The sequence below is a fragment of the Dehalococcoidia bacterium genome, assembly GCA_025054935.1.
Lineage (GTDB): Bacteria > Chloroflexota > Dehalococcoidia > SpSt-223 > SpSt-223 > JANWZD01.
Map to the genome: position 1 here is coordinate 1 of JANWZD010000027.1, position 6,151 is coordinate 6,151.

Annotated in this window: 5 protein-coding genes; 2 read left to right on the forward strand and 3 right to left on the reverse strand. The window is 67.8% G+C overall.

Going from position 1 to position 6,151, the window contains the following annotated elements; all coding sequences use genetic code 11:
• The first annotated feature begins 965 nt into the window (after positions 1–965).
• Both NZ773_15985 and NZ773_15990 read left to right on the forward strand, forming a co-directional pair.
• The gene (locus tag NZ773_15985) at positions 966–2,537 is read left to right on the forward strand and encodes an ABC transporter substrate-binding protein (GenBank protein MCS6803427.1); all 1,572 of its coding nucleotides are present in this window, start codon (positions 966–968) and stop codon (positions 2,535–2,537) included.
• Between the two features lie 111 nt (positions 2,538–2,648).
• Positions 2,649–3,047, forward strand: a complete 399-nt coding sequence (locus NZ773_15990) for a DUF4436 domain-containing protein (GenBank protein MCS6803428.1) — start codon at positions 2,649–2,651, stop codon at positions 3,045–3,047.
• 88 nt (positions 3,048–3,135) lie between these two features.
• Here the strand turns inward: NZ773_15990 and NZ773_15995 are convergent, their stop codons facing one another.
• The 3 genes from NZ773_15995 to NZ773_16005 form a co-directional block, all read right to left on the reverse strand.
• Entirely contained in the window at positions 3,136–3,723 is a 588-nt protein-coding gene (locus tag NZ773_15995) for a protoglobin domain-containing protein (GenBank protein MCS6803429.1), read from the reverse strand.
• A 12-nt stretch (positions 3,724–3,735) separates the two neighbouring features.
• Entirely contained in the window at positions 3,736–4,395 is a 660-nt protein-coding gene (locus NZ773_16000) for a MarR family winged helix-turn-helix transcriptional regulator (GenBank protein MCS6803430.1), read from the reverse strand.
• A gap of 96 nt (positions 4,396–4,491) precedes the next feature.
• A complete protein-coding gene (locus tag NZ773_16005; GenBank protein MCS6803431.1) occupies positions 4,492–6,039 on the reverse strand; it encodes an AAA family ATPase in 1,548 nt (515 codons plus the stop codon).
• Positions 6,040–6,151: the final 112 nt, after the last annotated feature.

The window sequence follows — 6,151 nt, forward strand, 5'->3', positions numbered from 1 at the left end:
ATCCCGTCATCGCCCAGCAGCCGGCGGAAGGAGAGAGTGCGGCGGAAACGGCTCGCCTGACCACGGCGGTACTGAAGGCGCTCAGGTCGCTGCCCTCCTCGCAACACGAGGTGTTGCTGACGACAGTGTTCCCAGCCATGAATGCTCTTGGTGAAGCCGCCCCGTCGTGACTTGCCGCGCCGTTGCATGCCACTGTCACCTCCGGCGTCACCAGCCCGAGGGAGCGAACCGCCCGGCCCGACCTACTTTCTGCGCTGCTAACGGCGGGTTGATCAAGGGAACGCGACATCCCCCGTCACGGAGAGGATGCGTCGCGCTCCCTCTCCATCGAGCGCGATGTCCCGACGCCGTCGATCGTGGTCGGCCGCGCGACGACCGGCACCGCCGCAATGGGAACTGCGCTCGCATCGCGAGCAGGAGGAAGCGGGAAGAGGGCGGCGCAGCGCTTGGCACGCGCTGCGGCGAGGAGCAGCGTCGGCAGCTGAGCAGGCAGTATGCTGCCGAAAACCTCAGCGTACCCGCTGCCGGCGCCTTCCGAGGATACTGCGTCGGCGCTGCGGCGCCAGTCGCGCTGTCTTCTCGACCCGGAGAAACCGGGCACTCCCCACCGACCGGTTCAGCCGCTGCGGCGGTGTCGCCGCATTCTTCGAGCGCGCTCCTGCCGCCTTCGCAGTGGCGCGCTGCGGGTCATCTCGGCGACCGAGACAGAACGTGCCGAGACGCGGCCGTCTTGCGCCGCCCGAGACTGTGCGCGCTGAACAAACGGCTGAGCCGTCGCATCGTCTCCGCTTTGCCTGTCCTCCTGCGGCGGGACCTCGGCACGATCCGAGCGCCAAGGCGCTCCTTGGAATAATGTCGCAACGGTCAACAGTTTCTCTATACACTAGCCGGCAGTGTCGGCTCGTTGTTAGCGGCTGGTCGTCGCCGGCAACGTCGGCTCATTGTTGGCAGAGAGGAGGAGCCCGATGCGTCTCCCTCGTTGGATCGCCCTCAGCGCCGTCATCCTGACCGCCTGCGCGCCCGCCGCACCGGCGACCCCGGGCGCACCCGCTCCTGGTGCGACTGCCGCCCCGACCGCGCCGGCCCGCGCTGACCGCCAGATCTTGCGCGTCGGCACCAGCTCCGGTCCGAGTAATATGACGCCTCAAGGCGGCACCTTCTTCCCCGAGTTCTACGCGCCGCTCTACGACACGCTCACCCAGTTCGGCCCCGGCTTCATCCCCGAGCCGGCCGTCGCTGAGCGCTGGTCCGTCTCGGCCGACGGCCTCGTCTGGACATTCAACCTCCGCCGCGATGTCCAATGGCCGGACGGCTCGGCGCTCACTGCCGAGGACATCGTCTTCACCATGAACACCTATTTCGAACTGCGCTGGCCGCAGACAGCGCTGTTCGGCTCAGTCGAGCGGTCAGTTGCCCTCGACCCCTACACCGTCGAGTTTCGGCTGCGGACCGTTGACATGGCAATCCCGAACAACGCCGCGTCGTTCCGGATTATCCCGAAGGCGTACTTCAGTCAAGTCGGGTTCGACGGGTTTGTCCAGAAGCCGGTCGGCAGCGGGCCGTATGAACTGGTCGAGTACCGCAGCAGCGACATTATCCGCTTCCGCAAGCGGCCGCAGAAGCACGCCTTCCGCGACACGCCGCTCGAGGAGATTATCTTCCGCTACATCCCCGACCCGGCGCAGCAGTTGAACGGGCTGCGCACCGGCGAACTCGACTTTATCACCGGCAACTTTCCCGCCGACCAGATCGAGGCGATGCAGCGCGCCGGCATGCAGATCGTCCAAGCCGAGCGCACCAGTTCGCACGTCAACTTCCCCTACAGCACCTACGAGGCGAAGAACTCGCCCCTGAAGGACAAGCGCGTCCGCGAAGCGATTAACTACGCGGTCGACAAAGAGGCGATCTCGAAGGGGATCTTCAAGGGGTTCAACCGGCCGGTCGGTCAGATGGGCACGCCCGGCTCGCCGTGGTGGGACGACACTGTCCAGCCGGTTCCCTTCAACCCGACGCGCGCGAGGCAGCTGCTCGCCGAGGCCGGCTACGCTAGCGGCTTTAAGGTCCAGATGGACATCCAGCCGGGCCAGATCCCGCAGGAAATGGTGCTCGCCATCCAGAGCAACCTGCGCGACGTCGGCATCGAGGTCGAGCTGATCATCAACGACCAGGCAGCCTTTCTCGACAAGTATTTCGGCCGCGCTCAGAAGGCCGACTTCTTCCCCCTCGTCACGGGCGAGACTAACGGCTTCTTCCAATCGGCGCGCAACGCCTATACCTGCGCACCGCCCGGCGGCCAAGGGCTCGGCATCTACTGCAACCCGGAGTTCGACCGTCTGTTCGCGGAAGCGTTCGCCGAGCGCGACCCCGCCCGCCGCGCCCAGATCTACAAGCAGGCGAACCGCGTCATGCGCGCTGACGTGCCCCAACTCTGGCTGGTGACGCTCAACAGCGCCAACATCTTCTCGCCGAAGGTGCAGAACTTCAAGCTGACCACGCCGACCCAGTACAACTTCGACAGCATCTGGATCGCGCGCTGAGCAGCCGGCGCTGCTCGCTGCCGATGGTCGGTCGCTCCGCCGCGACCTGCGGCTGACTGTCAACGCCGCAGCGGGCGCGCCCGACCGCATCGTGCCGCGCGGGCAGCCGCGATCGACGTCGCGATTTCGACCTACGACGGCGAGCCGACCCACTTCCCCTTCGATACCGACGCTGGTTTCCCGCAGCTTGTGCGCGCCGGCGAGCTCGCCGGCGCGCCCGTCCCGCTCCATTTGAACTTCGCCGGGGGCTTGCTGATCGAGGCCGACCCGGCCGGCGCCGTCCCCGGCCGGGTCGACGTTGACGTCAGGGTCAGCCGCTCGTTCTCGACGGTCGGCTCCGCCCTCTTCGTGAGGGCGGTCCGGTGGGCGCTTGCGCTGGTCGTCCTCGGCCTCGCCCGCAGCGTCCTGAGCGGCCGGCCCAAAGTCGACCTCAGGATGTTCACCTGGCTCGGCGCGATGCTGTTCGCCTTTCCGGCGCTGCGCCCGGCTCCCCGCCCAGCGGTGCGCTGAGCGACTATCTCGCCTTCCTCTAGGTCGAAAGCAGCATCGCCGTCGCCCTCGTCCGGAGCGTCTCGGGGTGGCTGCGCCAACAGCCGAGCTAGTAGTCGCCCTCCTTGACGTACGGCCGGCTCCAGAGCGCCACTTGAAGGATGACCGACTTCAGCCACGCCTGATGCATCCGCTCGACCTCGTCCGCGGAATGTCCCTTTTTGGCAAGAAACGGCTTGAGCGTCGCCGTGATCGGATAGATGAACGCCGGCAGGTAGCGGTAGGCGATGTTCGGGACCGACTCGACGCCGTCCGTCCGGTTCTTGCCAGAGCGGTGATGGCGGCGGCCGATCTCGTCCTGATAGTCGAGCCACGTTTGGTCGTAGTTCGCCGCCGCTGTGTCGAGGATCCAGCGGCCGAAGCGCTTGCGCACCGCCGCGAGGTAGTGCGCGTCCGGCTCGCCCGTCTTCGCGTTCGAGAAGAAATGAACGAGATGGGGATGCGAGGCGACGAAGCCATACCAGACATCGAGCACGTCTTCGACTTGGTCGGCGAGCACCTCGTACGACTGGCGCAGGGCCGCAACATCCTCGTCGGTAAAGAGCACCGCTTCTTTCAGCTTCGCGAGGTCGTCCAGCGTCAGCGGCGAGCGCGGGACGCGGCCGTAGGCGTAGCCGGGGATATCCGTCGTCTGCATCGTTCCTCCTTTCTAGCGCGGCGGCGAGCCGCCGGCGAATGCAAGCCAAGCCGTCTGGCGCGCCTCGGGCGGGGCAAGCTGAAAATCAGGACAGTCCAGACGGAGCGCGCTGTCGCCGAAGGGAGCATCGACAAAAGCGCAGTGATGCGGCCGGCGCGGGTCGGGATGAACGTTCGGCCGGAAGAAGACGCAGGAGACGCACATCGCCGACAGCGGGATCTCGCCGCGCTCCTGCAGTTCGCGGATCAGCTTGATGAGCGCGCGGAGGAACACCGCCTGCTCTTCCGGTGCAAGCGTCTCGGCGGCAGCGGCGAGAAAGTCCGGCCAGCCGGCGGCACGCTCGGCCTCCTCCCGTCCGGCGGCGGTGAGCGCGATCCGGATCGCGCGGCCATCCTCCGGCGCGACGCGCTTGCTGACGAAGCCTTTCCGCTCAAGGGCGGCGACGGCATCGCTGGCGGTCGGCGGGGTCACGCCAAGCGCGGCGGCGACCGCCGCGAGGCTCGCTGGCCCCCGCCGCAGCTGGACGAGGATCTGGGCTTGGGTCGGCGAGAGACCGCGCGGCCCCGCCTCGCGCCAGCCGCGGCTCTTCAGCGCCAGCCCGATCTTGGCGAGCGCAGTCGCGAGCCGTGCGGCGATCGGCCCCGCGCCTGCTTCGAGCGAATCCGCGTCCATCAGGGAAATCCGTTAGTAGTCCTAATTAAATAGCAGCGAGGCCGGCGCCTGTCAAGATGTCGGCAAGGACCAGCGCGAGCGTCCCGCGAGGGAAAGTCAGCCCGCTGCTTCGACGACCGCGAGCGCCTGACGAGCGAGGGGAAGCCGAGTGTCAATCGTCAGCCGGTCTGGCAGCTCGTCGAGCGGCTCGAAGGCAGCGCGCTGAGCGAAGTAGATCTCGGCGCGGCTGTCGGAGTGCCGCCCCGGGTCCTCGCGCCGCCGCGCGATCCGCGCCAAGCAGGTCGCATCGTCGGCGACGCATTCGACAACGACCAGTCGCGCTCCGAATTTTCGAGCGAGGGCGACGGCTGCCGCGCGGTCGGCGCGGCGACGATAGGTCGCGTCAAGGATCGCCGTCCGCCCCGCCGCAAGCTCGGCAGCCGCTCCTTCAAGCAGGGCGGCGTACACGCGGGCGTTCATCGCCGGCGCGTACAGCCCATCGTCGAGCGCGTCATCGCGATGGGCTGTCGGCTCGAGACCGGCCAGCCGCTTGCGGGTCTCGTCCGCCTCAAACACGCGCGCGCCGAGAATGCGCCCAACCGCTTGCGCAAGGACGCTCTTGCCCACGCCCGTCAGGCCGCAGATCATGATCAAGCGCGGGGCGCGGTCGCCGCGCCCGACCCGCCGCGCCAGCGCAAAGAAGCGCGCCGCCTCGACGAGCGCCCAGCTGCGTTCCTCGTCGCCGACCTCCGGCTCGGCCGCGCGCAGCGCCGCTACCTTGCCGCGCACGCAGGCGCGATAGGCAACAAAAAAGTCGAGGACACCGGAAAGATCGTCCTCCGCTGCTCGTTCGAATTCGGCAACAAGCGCGCCGGCAAGGTCTGGCCGGCCGTGCGCTTCGAGGTCCATCGCCAGGAAGGCGAGATCGCCCGCTTGGTCGCCGAAACGGAAGCGTTGATTGAACTCGATGCAGTCGACCACGGCGATCTCGGGCAAGAGGTAGACATGTTCGCAGCGCAGGTCGCCGTGGCCATCGCGGACTTTGCCGGCAGCCCGCCGCGCCTCGAAGATCGCGTGCCGCTCGCGCAGCAGGGCCCGCCCCGTCGCGACGATCTCCTCGTAGGCTGCCGCCGAGAGCGCTGTCCCGACGAACGGCACAATTTGGCGAAAGTTCTCCTCGGCGTTGCCGCGAATGGCGGCGATCGAGCCGTAGCGGGCAGCGCCTCGGGCGGTCGCCGGCGCGGCATAGAAGGCGGCAAGGCGGCGCGCGATCGCGCGGATCTCCTCCTCGCCGACCTGCCGCTCAACGACCAGGTGGCGCAAGCAGCGCTCATCGGGCAGGCGGCGCATCTCGACAAGCCAGTCGACTAGCTGGCCCGTCCCGCCCAGTGCAATCACGCCGTCGCGCTCAACGACGGGGCGCACGCCAAGATAGACGTCCGGCGCGAGCCGCTGGTTGAGCCGAACTTCCCGGAGACACATCACGCGGCGGCGGGCGAGCGTGGAGTAGTCGAGAAAGCCGAAATTGACCGGCTTCTTCAGCTTATAGGCGCGGTCGCCGGCAAGGAAGACCACCGACGCATGGGTTTGCATCACCTTGACGGGCGGCGCCCCCGGATAGCAGGCCGGATCGGCAAGGGCGGCGATCAAGCGTTCCAATTCCATCAATTGAATCGTTGCGCACGCGTCTCGCTGATGTCATCCGCCATTCGGCACTCTTCCGCGGGCTGCGTGGCGCTTTCCGCGCGGTCCGCCTGCCCGTGGGTGACAGCAGAGC

What these genes read in the sequence shown, in the direction of transcription:
- NZ773_15985 (MCS6803427.1), top strand. Translation starts at nt 966, where the DNA reads ATGCGTCTCCCTCGTTGGATCGCCCTCAGCGCCGTCATCCTGACCGCC.
- NZ773_15995 (MCS6803429.1), bottom strand. Translation starts at nt 3,723, where the DNA reads ATGCAGACGACGGATATCCCCGGCTACGCCTACGGCCGCGTCCCGCGC.
- NZ773_16000 (MCS6803430.1), bottom strand. Translation starts at nt 4,395, where the DNA reads ATGGACGCGGATTCGCTCGAAGCAGGCGCGGGGCCGATCGCCGCACGG.
- NZ773_16005 (MCS6803431.1), bottom strand. Translation starts at nt 6,039, where the DNA reads ATGGAATTGGAACGCTTGATCGCCGCCCTTGCCGATCCGGCCTGCTAT.